Consider the following 14,977-nt stretch of genomic DNA (forward strand, 5'->3'; position numbering starts at 1 on the left):
TAGCCGCCATAATGGCAATCAACAGCAGCAGAAAACCTTTAAGCGTGCCCGTTACCGAACGATCCGCCAGCTTACCGCCAAAGTAGTTACCTATTGAAAACCCAACGCCGATCAGCACCAGCATGGCGGTGATAAAGCCTGAGCCTGCATGGGTGATACGCTGTAAAACCGGTGAAATATAGGTATAGAGGGTAAACATGGCCCCCGCCCCGAGCACCGTGGTCAGCAGCGCCGTCACCACCTGCGGGCGCATCAGCACCGCCAGCTCTTTACGCACCTCCGGTCGCTCGCCCGCGCTGCCTTTGGGCAACGACAGCCACAGGCTAATAATGGCTATCACCCCTAATCCCGCGGTGGCGAGAAATGACATGCGCCAGCCGATTGCCTCGCCAAGCCAGGTCGCCGCCGGAACGCCGCCGATATTGGCGATGGTCAGCCCCATAAACATGGTGGCGACGGCGCTGGCCTGCTTCTCTTTTGCCACCACGCTGGCGGCGACCACCGAGCCAAGGCCAAAGAACGCGCCGTGGTTAAGGCTGGTGATAATGCGGGAGATCATCAGAGTGGCATAATCAGGCGAGAGCGCAGACAGCACATTGCCCAGCGTGAAAATCGCCATCAAAAAAACCAGCGCGTTACGGCGCGCACGGTGAGAGAGCAGCAGCGTCATCAGCGGCGCGCCGACCATGACGCCAATCGCGTAAGCGCTAATCAGCATACCCGCTGCCGGAATGGATACATCCACGCCACGGGCGATAACAGGCAGCAGGCCCATCGGCGAAAACTCGGTCGTACCGATGCCAAAGGCACCGATCGCCAGGGCAAGCAGGGGGAAATTGACTTTCATTTATTGACTCCGGAATTGCCGTGTCGTCGGGCGACACCGTCACAGAAGGCAAAAGCATGACATCAATCACAAAAAAACAGAAGTTACAAAATAGAGAAAAGATTATTGCTGAAATGATAACAATGGCAGGAAAGGATGAGGGAGAGCGCTCTCCCTCAGCGGGGATCAGTGCAGCGCAGCCGTTAAACCACCGGCAACAATCAAACCCAGAACAATAAGCGTGGTTACTAAAGAAAATTTCAGGTCGGTGCTCATCAATTTTTCTCCTTGTTAATTTCCCCACAAAAAGTGAGATAGCGCATTTTTGCATAAATAAACGTAAAAATCTTGCAGGAATTAGGCCGGGATACGTTTTAGCTCTTCCCCTTTTGTTCAAGATCAGACAAAATTCGACGCTAAATTTATAGCGTACCGGCCATTGACTCCCCTCCTGACGTCCAGTGTCTTTTTCCCGGCGTAGTCTACTCCCTTTATTTGGGATGCAGGGTGATGGAAGGCAAACGTTTACCCTCAGAATTATCAGGAGCTTATGATATGGTCTGGAGTAAGATCTTATGGCAACAATAAAAGACGTAGCGAAGCGAGCAAACGTTTCCACCACAACCGTATCACATGTAATTAACAAAACCCGTTTCGTCGCTGAAGAGACGCGCAACGCCGTCTGGGCGGCCATTAAAGAGCTGCACTATTCGCCCAGCGCCGTCGCCCGCAGCCTGAAAGTGAACCACACCAAATCGATCGGTTTACTGGCAACCAGCAGCGAAGCGGCCTATTTCGCCGAAATCATTGAGGCGGTAGAGAAAAACTGTTTCCAGAAAGGCTATACCCTGATTCTTGGCAACGCCTGGAACAACCTGGAAAAACAGCGCGCCTACCTCTCTATGATGGCGCAAAAGCGCGTCGACGGGCTGCTGGTAATGTGTTCCGAATATCCGGAGCCGCTGCTGAGCATGCTCGAAGAATATCGCCATATTCCAATGGTGGTAATGGACTGGGGCGAGGCTAAAGCCGACTTTACCGATACCGTGATCGATAATGCGTTTGCGGGCGGCTATATGGCCGGGCGGTATCTGATTGAACGCGGTCATCGTGATATCGGCGTTATTCCGGGGCCGTTAGAGCGCAATACGGGCGCAGGCAGGCTCTCCGGGTTTATGCAAGCGATGACCGAGGCGCACATTACCGTGCCGGACAACTGGATCGTACAGGGCGATTTTGAGCCGGAATCCGGCTACCGCGCTATGCAGCAAATTTTGTCGCAGACCAGCCGCCCCACCGCCGTCTTTTGCGGCGGCGATATCATGGCGATGGGCGCACTGTGCGCTGCCGACGAGATGGGACTGCGGGTCCCGCAGGATATTTCGGTGATCGGCTATGACAATGTGCGCAACGCCCGCTTCTTTACCCCGGCGCTGACGACCATCCACCAGCCAAAAGACTCGCTGGGGGAAACCGCCTTTAACATGCTGCTCGACCGTATCGTCAACAAGCGTGAGGTGTCGCAGTCGATTGAAGTTCACCCCCGGCTGATTGAGCGCCGCTCGGTGGCGGATGGCCCCTTCCGCGACTACCGTCGCTAAACCGCGCGGAGCAGCTATATCTGCTCCCGCAGCCACTCCCGGTTCAGCGTTTCGCTGTCGCCCAGATAATCCAGCAGCCAGTTCAGCGCGGGCGACGCGTCGTTCTGCTGCCAGGTCAGGCAGCAGGCGGCATCCGGGAAGGGGTTTTCCAGGGTTAAGGCCACCCATTCACCACGGTCGAGCCAGGGCCTTGCGAAGTGTGACGGCACCATCCCCACGCACAACCCCGCCGAGAGGCAGGCTGCCGATGACTCCCAGTCCGGCGCCACAACGCGTTTTTGGTTATCCAGCAGCCAGGTGATACGTTTGGGCAGAGAGCGGGAGGTATCCTCTCTTACCAGCGAAGGCCACTTACGCAGCGTATCGTCGCTAAGCGGCGCGGGCATTGACGCCAGGGGATGCGAACGGCTGACCACACACTGCCAGCTCAGCATCCCCATATCGCGGAACGCATAGCGCCCGCCCACCGGGATAGCCTGGGTAGCGCCTATCGCCAGTTCGACACGTCCATCGGCAAGCGCATCCCACACGCCGTTGAAAACCTCCTGCGCTACCAGCAGTTCCACGTCGCTGAAATGACGGTAGAAATCAACAATCAGCTGCCGGGTTCGCTCCGGCTTAACAATATTGTCTACCGCAATGGAGAGTTGCCCCCGCCAGCCGTTGGCAATCTGCTGGCACTGCTGTCGGGTGACCTGCATTTTTTTGATAACAGACCGCCCTTCTTTCAAAAACCATACCCCAGCTGGGGTCAATTCCACATCACGGTGACGCCGCTCAAATAGCGGAACCGCCAGCCACTCTTCTAACTGCCGGACGGTGTAACTCACCGCTGAGGGCACGCGATGCAGCTCTTGCGCAGCGCCGCTAAAGCTGCCGTTACGCGCTACGGCGTCCACCACTTCCAGGGAGTATTCTGACCACATAATCTGCCTGCAAAAATTTTGAAATCAACCGCCAAATATTAGCGTTTCACAATCAAGGATGCACTCCTTAGACTCTGGAGCCCTGTTATCAGCATTAAAAAGAGATTTACCATGCAACCTGGAAAAGGGTTTTTAGTCTGGCTCGCGGGATTGAGCGTACTGGGCTTTCTGGCCACCGATATGTATCTGCCCGCGTTTGCCGATATTCAGCAAGATTTACATACCTCCGCCGCCGCGGTAAGCGCCACGCTGAGTCTTTTCCTTGCGGGCTTCGCCGTTGCGCAACTGGTCTGGGGGCCGCTGTCCGACCGCTACGGGCGTAAACCCGTCCTGCTTTGCGGCTTGTCCATTTTCGCCATCGGCTGTCTGGGTATGCTGTGGGTAGAGGACGCCGTCTGGCTGCTGGCCCTGCGCTTCGTCCAGGCAGTGGGCGTGTGCGCCGCCGCCGTCACCTGGCAGGCGCTGGTCACGGACCACTATCCGGCTCAGCGCACCAATCGTATCTTTGCCACTATCATGCCGCTGGTCGGCTTATCCCCTGCCCTGGCTCCGCTGCTGGGCAGTTGGATCCTGTCTCACTTCTCCTGGCAGGCTATTTTCGCCACCCTCTTCGTTATTACCGTGCTGTTGATGCTGCCAGCGCTGCGCCTTAAGCCGGGATCGCAAAAACCGGCAGGCAGCAGCGGATCGCTGCGCTTTATCGACCTCCTGCGCGACCGCACCTATGGCGGCAACGTGCTGATTTACGCCGCCTGCTCGGCGAGCTTCTTTGCGTGGCTTACCGGCTCGCCGTTTATTCTGCACGAGATGGGCTACGGCCCGGCAGTGATTGGCCTGAGCTACGTGCCGCAAACTATCGCCTTTTTAGTAGGGGGTTACGGCTGCCGCGCCGCGTTACAGAAATGGTCCGGCGCGCAGATGCTGCCGTGGCTGCTGGTGGCGTTCGCCGTGAGCGTCGCTGCGACATGGGGAGTCGGTTTACTGCCAGGGGCCTCACTGACCGCGCTATTAATTCCGTTCTGCCTGATGGCGATGGCTAACGGCGCTATCTACCCGATCGTCGTTGCCCAGGCGTTGCGCCCCTTCCCTCAGGCGACGGGCCGCGCGGCCGCGCTGCAAAACACGCTGCAGCTTGGGCTCTGTTTCCTGGCGAGTCTGGTTGTGTCCGCCCTGATTACCGCGCCGCTGCTGGCAACCACCAGCGTGATGTTGTCAACGGTATTGCTGGCGGCATTGGGCTACCGCATGCAGCGACAGAAGCAAGAAAACCTCTCAGCTGAGCTCTCCGCTCACCGGTAGTTGCCGGGTCGACTATGTCACTTGCCAGTGATTAGCAGGCTAACAGTTTTCTGTTGAATCACTTCGAATTGCGTCCTATACTCTTTTCCGGCAAGTTATAAATACGATAAAAATTATGCAGTAACGGGAGCCGGAGCGCTCCCGTTTTGTACCATGGAAGGCCTTTCTGGCAAGGGTAATCTCCCTTCCTCTGTTCTACGTCGGAAATCAGCCTCACGGTCAAATCGTGAGATTTCTCACATGCCTGAAAAAGCGTCTACGCTTTTGAAAGGTTCTGATCACTTACTGGTGATGGAGAGGTTATGAGTTCATCGTGTATAGAAGAGGTCAGCATACGGGACGATAACTGGTTCCGTATTGCAAACGAACTGCTGAGTCGCGCCGGTATCCAGATTAATGGACCTGCGGCGTCTGACATTCAGGTAAAAAACCCCGATTTTTTTAAACGTGTTTTGCAAGAGGGCTCCCTTGGGCTGGGGGAAAGCTATATGGACGGCTGGTGGGAGTGCGATCGGCTGGACATATTTTTTACCCGCGTCCTGCGCGCAGGTCTTGAGAACCAGCTCCCGCATCACTTCAAAGATATTCTGCGTATCGCCGGGGCAAGATTATTTAATTTGCAGTCCAAAAAACGGGCATGGATAGTCGGCAAAGAACATTACGATCTGGGCAACGATCTGTTCACCCGTATGCTGGACCCGCAGATGCAATACTCTTGCGCCTACTGGAAGGAAGCGCAAACGCTGGACGAGGCGCAGCGCGCCAAACTCACGCTAATCTGCGAAAAATTACAGCTTGCTCCCGGAATGCGGGTGCTGGACATCGGCTGCGGCTGGGGCGGGCTGGCGGAATTTATGGCCCGCCATTATGGCGTAAGCGTGATGGGGGTGACCATTTCCGCCGAGCAGCAAAAAATGGCGCAGCAGCGCTGTGAAGGGCTTGATGTCGATATCCGCCTGCAGGACTACCGCGATCTGAATGACAAATTCGACCGTATTGTCTCTGTAGGTATGTTTGAACACGTCGGACCAAAAAATTACGCCACCTATTTCGAGGTTGTCGATCGTAATCTGAAAGCCGACGGTATTTTCCTGCTGCATACCATTGGCTCAAAACATACCGACCATAATGTGGATCCGTGGATTGATAAATACATCTTCCCGAACGGTTGCCTGCCGTCGGCACGGCAAATCGCTACCGCCAGCGAACCGCATTTCATTATGGAAGACTGGCATAACTTCGGCGCCGATTACGATAAAACGCTGATGGCATGGCATGAACGTTTTATCAATAGCTGGCCGGAAATTGCTGATAACTACTCCGAACGGTTCAAACGGATGTTTAGTTATTATTTGAACGCCTGCGCAGGCGCGTTTCGCGCCCGCGATATTCAACTCTGGCAGGTTGTCTTTAGCCGGGGTATTGAAAACGGATTGCGCGTGGCGCGCTAAGGTAACAGACCCCGCATAACGCGGGGTTTTTTATGTCACTCGATATTGTTGAGCGCCAGTGCGGCCTCTTTGGCGGCCAGAACACGCTCTACGGTGTCAACAACCGCCTGCGTCTGCGGGTCAATTTCGATATTAACCCGCTGGCCGAGTTTTTTCTCGCCAAGGGTGGTGCGCTGCAGCGTTTCCGGGATGAGATGCACGCAGAAGCGGCTGGCGGTGACTTCGCCTACCGTCAGGCTGATGCCGTCAATGCCGATGAAGCCTTTATAGAGGATGTACTTCATCAGCGTCGGGTCCTGCATTTTGAACCAGATCTGGCGGTTATTTTCCGAGGTCAGAATTTTCACTATTTCCGCCGTCGTCATAATATGGCCCGACATCAGATGACCGCCAATTTCATCGCTAAATTTCGCCGCGCGCTCGACGTTTACGGTATCGCCAACGGCGAGTTCACCAAGATTGGTAATTCGCAGCGTCTCTTTCATTAAATCAAAGCTAACGCGGCAGCCGTCTATTTCTGTCACCGTCAGGCAGCAACCATTGTGAGCGACAGATGCCCCCGTTTCGAGACCGCTTAACATATGGGACGGCAGCTCCACAATATGGGTGCGAAAGTTAGGTTTTTCATCCACGGACACCAGCTTCGCCGTGCCCTGTACAATACCAGTAAACATAACAAACTCCTGTATCTCATTTACGGCAGAGCCGTATTTCTACCAGGCACAATAACAGGTGAAAAATGATGTTGCCAGCCCTGCCGGCTCCCCCCTGGTTTTTTCGCTAGATTAATCGCTTTTCCCCGCTACAATAGACTGGCTTATTCCCCTGTTTCTTCTTTTTGCTGCCATTTTAGGCGGCTTTTTTCTCTCTCAAATAACTACAATATCAAGGTGTTTCAAGTGCAGAAGTACTTTACAGAAGCGCGCCAGTTGCTAGCGCTGGCTATTCCGGTGATTTTGGCGCAAATCGCCCAGACCGCGATGGGATTCGTCGATACGGTCATGGCCGGGGGCTACGGCGCCACCGACATGGCCGCCGTCGCCATCGGCACCTCTATCTGGCTGCCCGCCATTCTTTTTGGTCACGGGCTGCTGCTGGCGTTGACGCCAACCGTCGCTCAGCTCAACGGCTCAGGCCGCCGCGATCGGATTGCCCACCAGATTCATCAGGGGTTCTGGCTGGCCGGGGTGATGTCGGTGCTGGTAATGGTTGTTTTGTGGAACGCCGGGTACATCATTGGCGCGATGAAGAACATTGACCCGCAGCTGGCGGATAAAGCCATCGGTTACCTGCGCGCCCTGCTGTGGGGGGTTCCCGGCTATCTCTTTTTCCAGGTGGCGCGTAACCAGTGCGAGGGGCTGGCGAAGACCAAACCCGGTATGGTGATCGGTTTTCTCGGCCTGATGGTGAACATTCCGGTCAACTATATTTTCATATACGGCCACTTTGGTATGCCTGAGCTTGGCGGTATCGGCTGCGGCGTGGCGACGGCTGCGGTTTACTGGGTCATGTTTTTCTGCATGCTCTCCTATGTGAAACGGGCGGGTTCGATGCGCGATATCCGCACCTCGCAGCGGCAGAGCAAGCCGGACCTTACGGTACTTTTGCGGCTCACCCAGCTTGGGTTGCCCATCGCGCTGGCGCTCTTTTTCGAAGTGACGCTGTTTGCAGTAGTTGCCCTGCTGGTTTCTCCGCTTGGCATTATCGACGTGGCGGGCCACCAGATCGCGCTTAATTTTAGCTCGCTGATGTTTGTCCTGCCGATGTCGCTCGCCGCCGCGGTGACCATTCGCGTTGGCTATCGTCTGGGCCAGGGGTCGACCCTTGATGCGCAGATAGCCGCCCGTACCGGGCTTGGGGTAGGCGTCTGTATGGCGGTAGTGACTGCGGTCTTTACCGTGCTGCTGCGTGAGCGAATCGCCCTGCTCTATAACGATAACCCGCAAGTTATCGCCCTGGCCTCGCAGCTAATGCTGCTGGCGGCGCTATATCAGATCTCGGACTCAATTCAGGTGATTGGCAGCGGGATCCTGCGTGGCTATAAAGATACGCGCTCCATTTTCTTTATTACCTTCGCGGCTTACTGGTTACTGGGGTTGCCGTCAGGGTACGTGCTGGCGCTGACCGACCTGGTGGTAGACCGCATGGGACCGGCGGGCTTCTGGATCGGGTTCATCATCGGCCTGACCTCTGCCGCCGTAATGATGATGTTGCGCATGCGCTTTTTACAGCGCCAGCCTTCGGCGGTCATTCTGCAGCGCGCCGCCCGCTAACCTCTCAGCCGCCTGCGGGCGGCTGTTTTTAACTCATTCGTCCATTAATTGTGCTGCGGGCTGATAAAATTCCCCCAGCATGTTTAAAAGTTCCGCAATCGCGTGAATTCAGAAAGAAAAACGGCATTTTCCGCTTGCCACAGCTGCGGGGTGCCGCTAATATTCGTCCCCGTTGTCAACCACAACAATGCGTTCATAGCTCAGTTGGTTAGAGCACCACCTTGACATGGTGGGGGTCGTTGGTTCGAGTCCAATTGAACGCACCATTTCTTTAGTGCGTCCGTAGCTCAGTTGGTTAGAGCACCACCTTGACATGGTGGGGGTCGGTGGTTCGAGTCCACTCGGACGCACCAGATTTTCGTTCTGAAATCTGTTTAATTCCCTGATTAATATTGCCTGTCACCTGCCGCTGTTTTCCCAAGGGGTACTGTATGACTGATGCACAGCAGGACGGCGAGCTTATTGCCCGCTCTGCAAGAAACAGCTGGCTTATTATTACCGCCCGGTTTATCTCTGACTTTGGCGCGTTTCTCAATATGGTGGCGTTATCCACCTATGTCTTTTTACTGAGCCAGAGCGTGTTGCATGTCAGTATTTTTCTGGCCTGCCGCGTCACCGGCGGCATCATCGCCAGCGCAGTCGGGGTGCCTTTCTTCCGCCGTTTTCACGGCCGTCTCTCTCTGGTTATCTTTGATCTCATCCGCGCTGCCCTGCTGGCATTGCTGTTAGTGCTTCCGCCATCGGCACAGCTCTATATATTGCCATTCATTGCGCTGGGAATCGGCCTCGGAAACTCGATGTTTGCCATCGGGCTTAACAGCCAGCTCCCCTGGTGGGTGGATGAATCCCGACGCGTTGCCACCAACGCCTGGTTGACCTCCGCCTCCGCCACGGGGGCGGTAACAGGAAGCCTGGTATCGGGTCTGTTGCTGGCTGCGAGCGGTTACCAGCTGGTGTTTGCCACCAATATCGTCACCTATCTGCTGGCTGGGCTCTGTATTATGCCGCTGCGTTTTCTGGGTCATCCGGCTGTGGAAAAAGATAAACAGCCCCGCAAAGAGTGGCGCAATCTGGTCACGGGGTTGCGTACGGCGCCGCTGCTGGCCGGGATGCTGCTGGTAACCATGGCGGACACGCTGGGCAGCGCCGCCCACAACGTGGGCTTTCCTGTCCTGTCTGAACTGTTAACGCCCGCCTCTGCAGGGAAGACAATGGGGCTGCTGCTGGCCGTCTGGGCCGGGGGGAAGTTCGCCGGAGCAAGAATGGCGAATTATCTGTTACTCCAGCGTGGAATACGTACGGAGCGGCTGTTTTTTGCGGTGTGGCGTTAATGTCGCTGGGTTTTATCTTCACCTTTCAGCAAAGCGGCGTACCGCTGGCGTTGATGTTTATCGTGCTGGCAGGGGTTGGAGATGGCCTGGCGGATGTCAGCCTGATTTCACGTATTCAGAGTGAACCAGAGCGGTTGCGATTGCCCGTTTTTAGCCTGATGACGCTCCTGCAAATGACCGGGTTTGGGGTCGGTATGTTAATCGTCGCCCCGTTCTATGTCTGGTATTCGCCCGCGCTGGTTATCGTGATTTTTCATGGCATACCGCTACTGACGCTGACTGCTCTGTGGCTGTACAACCGACAACGGCTAACCTGATGCGCTTAAGCGCAAAGACTTACAGTTCCGCTGTATAAGCCTCGTTTTTCTGATGCTGGGAAAACGGGGTTCTCGTTAAATTCATTAATCGGCGTCATAAATTCAGAGCCCTTTTGTTCATTTCCCGCAGCGGCCAGGTAATCATAGTGACGATGGTTTATTCACACTGAAAAGGACGCGCTATGACTCTTCCCTTGCCCGATACCGACTTTTTACATGCCCTGGCCGATGCGGCTGACAACGAAACGCTACCACGCTTTCGCTCCGGTCTTAATTTGCATACCGGCAGTAAACCAAAGGAGGGCTACCGCTTCGACCCGGTGACCGATGCCGACCGCGAAGCCGAACGCGCTATCCGTGCGTTGATTAGCGAACGGTTTCCCGACCACTCAATTATGGGCGAGGAGTTCGGCATCAGCGGCAGCGGGCCTCTGCAATGGGTGCTGGACCCCGTTGACGGCACCCGCCCTTTCCTGTGCGGTATTCCAGTGTGGGGAACCTTAATCGGGCTGACGGTGGAAGGTCGCAGCCAGCTCGGGATGATGAGCCAGCCCTTTACCGGCGAGCGCTTTTGGGCCGACGGCGAACGCGCGTGGCGCAGCGGCCCGCAGGGTACGGCGCAGATGCAGACTCGCCAGGGCGTGAGCCTTGAACAGGCGATTTTGCACATCACTTCTCCGGAGCCGATTGCTCGCTTCCCGGAGATCAATTTTGCCGCTCTCAATGACAGCGTATTGATGACCCGCTACGGCGGCGAGTGCTATGCGATGGCAATGCTCGCGGCAGGCCAGATCGATCTTTGCCTTGAATATGCCCTGCAGCCCTATGACATCGTGGCGCTGGTGCCGATCATTGAACAGGCGGGAGGGGTGATTACCACCCTCTCCGGCGGCAGACCAGAGGCAGGCGGCCATGTTCTGTGTGCCGCCAGCGCAGAGCTACACGCGCAGGCGCTGGCATTATTAAACAATTAACCGTTCTTCTTTATCCGCAGCCTCAGGGATGAGGCTTCCCGCTTTTTTGCGTTTAACGGGCAGAACATTTTAACTTTGGCGTCAAGCAGGTAAATTCACTTTTGTGACATCTTAACACGTTGATAACACTTCGTTGTGAAACTGCCCAGATGCATTTTGAAACGGCGTTTTCATTTTCCTTTTAGCGATTTTTCAGCGTATAATGGCGGCCTGTTCATACTTGAATGGTTTCAGCTGATTGAACTATCAAAATCAACGCTTACATTGCTATTACCCCTTTCTGGCTGAAACACGAGCACACTTTACTCTGCACGCTTTTTTGATGTCACCTATCCTTAGGCTGTGGCATCGCCATTTACGCAACACAGGTTTAACTCCGGAGCCGTGCGCCCACCGGAGCGTGATTTCCAATCCTTCTCAACTTAAAGACTAAGACTGTCATGAAAAAGACCAAAATTGTTTGCACCATCGGTCCGAAAACCGAATCCGAAGAGATGTTAACCAAAATGCTGGACGCTGGCATGAACGTCATGCGTCTGAACTTCTCTCACGGTGATTATGCTGAACACGGTCAGCGCATCCAGAACCTGCGCAACGTGATGAGCAAAACCGGTAAAAAAGCGGCGATTCTGCTGGACACTAAAGGTCCGGAAATCCGCACAATCAAACTGGAAGGCGGCAACGATGTTTCGCTGAAAGCGGGCCAGACCTTCACCTTCACTACGGATAAATCCGTTGTCGGCAACAGCGAAACCGTTGCGGTAACGTACGAAGGCTTCACCTCCGATCTTTCTGTCGGCAACACCGTGCTGGTGGATGACGGCCTGATCGGTATGGAAGTGACCGCCATCGAAGGCAACAAAGTTATTTGTAAAGTGCTGAATAACGGCGACCTCGGCGAAAACAAAGGCGTTAACCTGCCGGGCGTATCCATCGCGCTGCCTGCGCTGGCTGAAAAAGACAAACAGGATCTGATTTTCGGCTGCGAACAGGGCGTCGACTTTGTTGCGGCATCCTTCATCCGCAAGCGTTCTGACGTTGAAGAGATTCGTCAGCACCTGAAAGCGCACGGCGGCGAGCACATCCAGATCATCTCCAAAATCGAAAACCAGGAAGGCCTGAACAATTTCGACGAGATCCTTGAAGCCTCTGACGGCATCATGGTTGCTCGTGGCGACCTGGGCGTTGAGATCCCGGTAGAAGAAGTTATCTTCGCGCAGAAGATGATGATCGAGAAATGTATCCGCGCGCGCAAAGTGGTTATCACCGCGACCCAGATGCTGGACTCTATGATCAAAAACCCGCGTCCGACCCGTGCGGAAGCAGGCGACGTGGCCAACGCCATCCTCGACGGCACCGATGCAGTGATGCTGTCTGGTGAATCCGCCAAAGGTAAATACCCGCTGGAAGCTGTCTCCATCATGGCGACCATCTGTGAGCGTACCGACCGCGTGATGACCAGCCGTCTGGACTACAACAACGACAGCCGCAAGCTGCGCATTACCGAAGCGGTGTGCCGCGGTGCGGTAGAAACGGCTGAGAAACTGGAAGCGCCGCTGATTGTTGTCGCAACCCAGGGCGGTAAATCCGCGCGCGCCGTGCGTAAATACTTCCCGGATGCCACCATCCTCGCCCTGACCACCAATGAAATCACCGCGCGTCAGCTGGTGCTGAGCAAAGGCGTCATCGCGCAGCTGGTAACTGAAATCTCCTCTACCGATGATTTCTACCGTCTGGGTAAAGAGCTGGCGGTACAGAGCGGCCTGGCGAAGAAAGGCGACGTGGTTGTAATGGTATCCGGCGCGCTGGTTTCCAGCGGCACCACCAATACAGCATCTGTACACGTTCTGTAATAAAACAGATTAATTTTCTGCTTAATAAAGCGCCCGCCGGGCGCTTTTTTTATTTATCAGGTAGCCACTCTGAATAAAAAAGCAAATCGGCTTTTACTATTTAAATGGCATATTATCTAAGATGAATCCGATGGAAGCTTGCTGTTTTCACAGCCTTTTTTAGGCGTTTCACTCAGATTCGGCGTTTCTTTGAGCGAACGATCAAATTTAAGTGGATTCCCATCAAAAAAATATTCTCAACCTAAAAAACTTTGTGTAATACTTGTAACGCTACATGGAGATTAACTCAATCTAGAGGGTATTTATAATGAATCGTACTAAACTGGTACTGGGCGCGGTAATCCTGGGTTCTACTCTGCTGGCTGGTTGCTCCAGCAACGCTAAAATCGATCAGCTGTCTTCTGACGTTCAGACTCTGAACGCTAAAGTTGACCAGCTGAGCAACGACGTGAACGCAATCCGTTCCGACGTTCAGGCTGCTAAAGACGACGCAGCTCGTGCTAACCAGCGTCTGGACAACCAGGCTCACTCTTACCGTAAGTAAGAGTCGCTGTAATAAAATGGCGCACATTGTGCGCCATTTTTTTTGTCTCTCTTACTGCGTTACTTCCCCTTTCTGTTCACCTGCATTCATCACCATCGTATTTCTACTCTGAGCCGATACCACGCCCGGTGCTGCCGGTTTGTTGCCTGACCCCGCCGGAACAGCGACTGGATAGCCAGCGCGCCGGTAGAGCGCCTTATCAATGACCTTTTTGTCTCCTCCGCCCTGCTCTATGACGCCAGCCAACGTAGCGTTAAAGGTGATTGGCAGCGTTTGCGTATTTTGCTCAACGGTTTGTGACAGCGGTCGATGTACCTCGATATAGTGCCGTCCGTCCGGTTCGATAGAGTATTTCACCGGCTCATTGATAATCGCCACAGGCGTGCCGGTGCTGACCTGCGAGAACAGCGACTGGATGTCCGCCGCGTTCATGCGCATACAGCCCGAGCTAACCCGCAGACCGACGCTGTCAGGCGCGCTGGTGCCGTGAATGAGGTATTCGCCGTTTCCAATGCCCAGACGCAGCGCATAGCGCCCCAGCGGGTTATTCGGCCCGGCGGGGACCACCGCAGGCAGATTAATCCCTTTAGCCAGTGAGCGCGCGCGAATGCCCGCGGGCGGCGTCCAGGTAGGGTTAGGGATTTTCTGGCTGATTCGCGTCGTCGAGACCGGCGTTTCAAGCCCCTGCTGCCCAATACCCAGCGGGAAGACCTGCACAATATTTTTTCCTGGCGGATAGTAATAGAGACGCAGCTCGGCAAGGTTCACCACGATGCCGTCCCGCGGCGCATCCGGCAGCAGCATTTGCGACGGAATAGTCACCACGGTGCCCGGTTGCGGCACCGGAGCAATGGTGTCATTGGCTTCAAGGATGAGCATGGCCGCCGTATCAAAATGGCGGGCGATTGCCTGCAGGTTTTTATCCCCCGGCTGAACGGTATAGGTTTGATTCTGACCGATAAGGCGGCTGCCTTCCGGCGGTAAGGGATAATCGACCGCCCAGGCGGTCTGAATGGCGCTGAAAGCGCCGATAAGGCAAAGTGTTATTAGAGACGCGCGTTTCATGCAAAATGTCCTGTATTCACGGCAATATGCCGAAAGCTGAAAACAAGCGAGGCGTACAAGCGCCTCGCAACACAGGATGAAAGCTGTCTCGTAAGCTTAGCTAATTTCGGCAGCTTTAGCGCGAATTGCGCGAATCATTGCCTCAAGCCCTTGCGAACGGGAGGGAGTAAGATGTTGCGTAAGCGACATTTTTTCAAACCAGGGACGAACATCGAAGGCAACGATGTCCTGCGCGGTCATCTGCTGGTACAGGCTAAAAACCACGGCGATAAGCCCCTTCACGATAGCGGCATCGCTGTCTCCCGCCAGTTCAATCACCCCTTCCGGGTTGCGCTCCATCACAATCCACACCTGGCTCTGGCAGCCCTGGATACGGTTCTCGGCGCTGTGAGCCTCATCGCTCAGCGGCGGCAAACGCTGCCCCAGTTCAATAATGTACAGATACTTCTCTTCCCAGTTGGCGCAGCGGCCAAAATTTCGCAGGAGTTTATCTTTGTCAGGTAAAACAGCCATCTCT

16 protein-coding genes and 2 tRNA genes are annotated in these 14,977 nt (G+C 54.9%); 12 read left to right on the top strand and 6 right to left on the bottom strand.

The genetic code is table 11. The annotated features are described in order from the left end of the window. Together ENTHG_RS06845 and cydH are read right to left on the bottom strand one after the other, a co-directional pair. On the bottom strand, nucleotides 1-847 hold an 847-nt coding region (locus tag ENTHG_RS06845; protein ID WP_044177176.1), incomplete at its 3' end, for an MFS transporter. 165 nt (nucleotides 848-1,012) lie between these two features. Next, nucleotides 1,013-1,102: a cytochrome bd-I oxidase subunit CydH gene (gene cydH / locus ENTHG_RS25010; RefSeq protein WP_106403197.1), complete on the bottom strand. Its 90-nt coding sequence runs from the start codon at nucleotides 1,100-1,102 to the stop codon at nucleotides 1,013-1,015. A gap of 299 nt (nucleotides 1,103-1,401) precedes the next feature. Between cydH and purR the strand changes: the two genes are divergently transcribed. Next, entirely contained in the window at nucleotides 1,402-2,427 is a 1,026-nt protein-coding gene (gene purR / locus ENTHG_RS06850; protein ID WP_044177180.1) for an HTH-type transcriptional repressor PurR, read from the top strand. A 14-nt stretch (nucleotides 2,428-2,441) separates the two neighbouring features. On the opposite strand, the gene punR is transcribed toward purR, so the two are convergent. Further along, the gene (punR, locus tag ENTHG_RS06855; RefSeq protein WP_044177183.1) at nucleotides 2,442-3,353 is read right to left on the bottom strand and encodes a DNA-binding transcriptional activator PunR; all 912 of its coding nucleotides are present in this window, start codon (nucleotides 3,351-3,353) and stop codon (nucleotides 2,442-2,444) included. A gap of 111 nt (nucleotides 3,354-3,464) precedes the next feature. Between punR and punC the strand changes: the two genes are divergently transcribed. Together punC and cfa are read left to right on the top strand one after the other, a co-directional pair. Further along, entirely contained in the window at nucleotides 3,465-4,652 is a 1,188-nt protein-coding gene (gene punC, locus ENTHG_RS06860; RefSeq protein ID WP_044177185.1) for a purine nucleoside transporter PunC, read from the top strand. Nucleotides 4,653-4,954: 302 nt separating this feature from the next. Beyond that, the gene (cfa, locus tag ENTHG_RS06865; protein WP_044177187.1) at nucleotides 4,955-6,103 is read left to right on the top strand and encodes a cyclopropane fatty acyl phospholipid synthase; all 1,149 of its coding nucleotides are present in this window, start codon (nucleotides 4,955-4,957) and stop codon (nucleotides 6,101-6,103) included. Between the two features lie 35 nt (nucleotides 6,104-6,138). Here the strand turns inward: cfa and ENTHG_RS06870 are convergent, their stop codons facing one another. Then, the gene (locus ENTHG_RS06870; protein WP_044177188.1) at nucleotides 6,139-6,777 is read right to left on the bottom strand and encodes a riboflavin synthase; all 639 of its coding nucleotides are present in this window, start codon (nucleotides 6,775-6,777) and stop codon (nucleotides 6,139-6,141) included. Between the two features lie 225 nt (nucleotides 6,778-7,002). Here ENTHG_RS06870 and mdtK point away from each other — a divergent pair, with 225 nt between their 5' ends. The 9 genes from mdtK (at nucleotide 7,003) to ENTHG_RS06905 (ending at nucleotide 13,395) form a co-directional block, all read left to right on the top strand. Next, on the top strand, nucleotides 7,003-8,376 hold the full coding sequence (mdtK, locus tag ENTHG_RS06875) for an MdtK family multidrug efflux MATE transporter (RefSeq protein ID WP_044177189.1): 1,374 nt from the start codon (nucleotides 7,003-7,005) through the stop codon (nucleotides 8,374-8,376). A gap of 189 nt (nucleotides 8,377-8,565) precedes the next feature. Continuing rightward, nucleotides 8,566-8,642 (top strand) — tRNA-Val (locus ENTHG_RS06880). Between the two features lie 10 nt (nucleotides 8,643-8,652). Continuing rightward, nucleotides 8,653-8,729: transfer RNA gene (locus ENTHG_RS06885), tRNA-Val, on the top strand. Between the two features lie 78 nt (nucleotides 8,730-8,807). Next, nucleotides 8,808-9,707 carry an MFS transporter gene (locus ENTHG_RS06890; RefSeq protein ID WP_237567454.1) on the top strand — a complete coding sequence of 300 codons (900 nt, stop codon included), beginning with the start codon at nucleotides 8,808-8,810 and terminating at the stop codon, nucleotides 9,705-9,707. Then, nucleotides 9,707-10,024, top strand: a complete 318-nt coding sequence (locus ENTHG_RS25995) for a hypothetical protein (protein WP_237567455.1) — start codon at nucleotides 9,707-9,709, stop codon at nucleotides 10,022-10,024. Before ENTHG_RS06890 ends, ENTHG_RS25995 begins: the two co-directional genes overlap by 1 nt. A 182-nt stretch (nucleotides 10,025-10,206) precedes the next feature. Then, nucleotides 10,207-10,998 carry an inositol monophosphatase family protein gene (locus ENTHG_RS06895; protein WP_044177193.1) on the top strand — a complete coding sequence of 264 codons (792 nt, stop codon included), beginning with the start codon at nucleotides 10,207-10,209 and terminating at the stop codon, nucleotides 10,996-10,998. 238 nt (nucleotides 10,999-11,236) lie between these two features. Next, complete coding sequence (ynhH, locus tag ENTHG_RS26405; RefSeq protein WP_421957869.1) at nucleotides 11,237-11,431, top strand: protein YnhH; 195 nt, start codon at nucleotides 11,237-11,239, stop codon at nucleotides 11,429-11,431. Nucleotides 11,432-11,438: 7 nt separating this feature from the next. Then, nucleotides 11,439-12,851, top strand: coding sequence for a pyruvate kinase PykF (gene pykF / locus ENTHG_RS06900; protein WP_044177197.1), 1,413 nt, complete (start codon nucleotides 11,439-11,441; stop codon nucleotides 12,849-12,851). 307 nt (nucleotides 12,852-13,158) lie between these two features. Beyond that, on the top strand, nucleotides 13,159-13,395 hold the full coding sequence (locus ENTHG_RS06905) for a major outer membrane lipoprotein (protein ID WP_007374746.1): 237 nt from the start codon (nucleotides 13,159-13,161) through the stop codon (nucleotides 13,393-13,395). Nucleotides 13,396-13,446: 51 nt separating this feature from the next. Here the strand turns inward: ENTHG_RS06905 and ldtE are convergent, their stop codons facing one another. Then, the gene (gene ldtE / locus ENTHG_RS06910) at nucleotides 13,447-14,460 is read right to left on the bottom strand and encodes a L,D-transpeptidase LdtE (protein WP_044177200.1); all 1,014 of its coding nucleotides are present in this window, start codon (nucleotides 14,458-14,460) and stop codon (nucleotides 13,447-13,449) included. A 96-nt stretch (nucleotides 14,461-14,556) separates the two neighbouring features. Beyond that, nucleotides 14,557-14,973: a cysteine desulfuration protein SufE gene (gene sufE, locus ENTHG_RS06915; protein WP_044177202.1), complete on the bottom strand. Its 417-nt coding sequence runs from the start codon at nucleotides 14,971-14,973 to the stop codon at nucleotides 14,557-14,559. Between the last annotated feature and the right edge of the window lie 4 nt (nucleotides 14,974-14,977).

The sequence above is a fragment of the Phytobacter massiliensis JC163 genome, from assembly GCF_000321045.1.
Lineage (GTDB): Bacteria > Pseudomonadota > Gammaproteobacteria > Enterobacterales > Enterobacteriaceae > Phytobacter_A > Phytobacter_A massiliensis.

Coding starts and splice junctions, on each gene's coding strand:
- ENTHG_RS06905 (WP_007374746.1), top strand. CDS start 13,159: ATGAATCGTACTAAACTGGTACTGGGCGCGGTAATCCTGGGTTCTACT.
- ENTHG_RS06870 (WP_044177188.1), bottom strand. CDS start 6,777: ATGTTTACTGGTATTGTACAGGGCACGGCGAAGCTGGTGTCCGTGGAT.
- cfa (WP_044177187.1), top strand. CDS start 4,955: ATGAGTTCATCGTGTATAGAAGAGGTCAGCATACGGGACGATAACTGG.
- pykF (WP_044177197.1), top strand. CDS start 11,439: ATGAAAAAGACCAAAATTGTTTGCACCATCGGTCCGAAAACCGAATCC.
- sufE (WP_044177202.1), bottom strand. CDS start 14,973: ATGGCTGTTTTACCTGACAAAGATAAACTCCTGCGAAATTTTGGCCGC.
- ENTHG_RS06890 (WP_237567454.1), top strand. CDS start 8,808: ATGACTGATGCACAGCAGGACGGCGAGCTTATTGCCCGCTCTGCAAGA.
- cydH (WP_106403197.1), bottom strand. CDS start 1,102: ATGAGCACCGACCTGAAATTTTCTTTAGTAACCACGCTTATTGTTCTG.
- ENTHG_RS25995 (WP_237567455.1), top strand. CDS start 9,707: ATGTCGCTGGGTTTTATCTTCACCTTTCAGCAAAGCGGCGTACCGCTG.
- ENTHG_RS06895 (WP_044177193.1), top strand. CDS start 10,207: ATGACTCTTCCCTTGCCCGATACCGACTTTTTACATGCCCTGGCCGAT.
- punR (WP_044177183.1), bottom strand. CDS start 3,353: ATGTGGTCAGAATACTCCCTGGAAGTGGTGGACGCCGTAGCGCGTAAC.
- purR (WP_044177180.1), top strand. CDS start 1,402: ATGGCAACAATAAAAGACGTAGCGAAGCGAGCAAACGTTTCCACCACA.
- ldtE (WP_044177200.1), bottom strand. CDS start 14,460: ATGAAACGCGCGTCTCTAATAACACTTTGCCTTATCGGCGCTTTCAGC.
- punC (WP_044177185.1), top strand. CDS start 3,465: ATGCAACCTGGAAAAGGGTTTTTAGTCTGGCTCGCGGGATTGAGCGTA.